Source organism: Kordia sp. (assembly GCF_050633145.1).
Classification (GTDB): Bacteria; Bacteroidota; Bacteroidia; order Flavobacteriales; family Flavobacteriaceae; genus Kordia.
Window position 1 is genome coordinate 1 of record NZ_JBOEFY010000060.1, and the last position, 1,705, is coordinate 1,705.

Below are 1,705 nucleotides of genomic sequence, written 5' to 3' on the forward strand. Positions count from 1 at the left end.
TACTCCATCTCCATCACAGTCTATTGCTAACCAAGCAATTGTTACCGTTGTAAAATTTTGTGCTGTCGCATCATAGTCACAAGGATCATTTGGATTTGTTCCGTTTGGTCCTGCGGTTCCATCATTGTCTGGATCTACTTCTTCTCCATTAGTAACTCCATCTCCATCACAATCTGCTGCTATATATAGTGGATTTGTTAAATCTACTACAGCCCCTGATGCGCATGGATCATAATTTTCTCTAAAGTCTACTTCAGCTGTACTTGGATCGTCATTGTTGTCTGTGCCTGATGCGCCTGCATCTAAGTTGTCGTTTACATCTGGTTCTACTCCTGTGTCATCACTGGTATCAAATCCATCATCTAATCCATCACCATCTAAGTCTGTTCCTGTGAAAGTTCCTTGTCCTGCCTCTACAATATCATCTACACCATCATTATCACTATCAGTATCTAAGTAATCTGGTGTGGTGTCAGTATCTGTGTTTTCTGGCGTGTCAATGAAGCCTGAGCCTTCATACGCATCATCGATTCCGTTGTTGTTGTTGTCGATTCCGCTTGGAGCTGTGTAACTGCCTGTGGATTGTCCTTCTACATTGTCGGGAATACCATCATCATCGGCATCAATGTCTAGATAGTCTGGTCCATCATTGACATTTGTATCTGTGTTTGCTGGGATTGTCCCTGCTGTGTTATCAGCTTGACCGTCCATGTTTCCATCGGCAAAGACCGCATCATTTGCATCTACATCGCCATCATTGTCTGTGTCCAAATCACCATTACCTGTTTCAACAACATCTGTAATTCCATCATTGTCACTATCAAGATCGAAGTGATTTGGAATGCCATCATTGTCTGCATCAAAACCAGGTTCTATAGCTCCGTTTGNNCGATTCCGTCATTGTCATCATCAACATCATCAACATCCGAGATACCATCGCCGTCATTGTCCATCGTTTCTCTAAAGTCTACTTCAGCTGTACTTGGATCGTCATTGTTGTCTGTCCCTGATGCGCCTGCATCTAAGTTATCGTTGACATCTGGTTCTACTCCTGTGTCATCACTGGTATCAAAACCATCATCTAATCCATCGCCATCTAAGTCTGTTCCTGTAAAGGTTCCTTGTCCTGCTTCTACAATATCATCTACGCCATCATTATCACTATCAGTATCTAAGTAATCTGGTGTGGTGTCGGTATCTGTGTTTTCTGGCGTGTCAATGAAGCCTGAGCCTTCATACGCATCATCGATTCCGTTGTTGTTGTTGTCGATTCCGCTTGGAGCTGTGTAACTGCCTGTAGATTGTCCTTCTACATTGTCGGGAATACCATCATCATCGGCATCAATGTCTAGATAGTCTGGACCATCATTGACATTTGTATCTGTGTTTGCTGGAATTGTCCCTGCTGTGTTATCAGCTTGACCATCCATGTTTCCATCCGCGAAGACCGCATCATTTGCATCTACATCCCCATCGTTGTCTGTGTCTAAATCTCCGTTTCCTGTTTCAACTACATCTGTGATTCCATCGTTATCACTGTCTAAATCGAAGTGATTTGGAATGCCATCATTGTCTGCGTCAAAGCCAGGTTCTATAGCTCCGTTTGCATCTCCAATTAGTGGATCCGCTGGAGCGTCATCTAAGTAGTTTGGCACACCATCATTATCAGGGTCTGCACTTGGGTCAACTCCGCTAGGGTTTTCAT

Annotated in this window: 1 pseudogene; it reads right to left on the minus strand. The window is 43.5% G+C overall.

Going from position 1 to position 1,705, the window contains the following annotated elements:
* Window positions 1–887 (minus strand): annotated as a pseudogene (locus tag ACRBBL_RS22755) (gliding motility-associated C-terminal domain-containing protein); the annotation flags it as partial.
* Window positions 888–1,705: the final 818 nt, after the last annotated feature.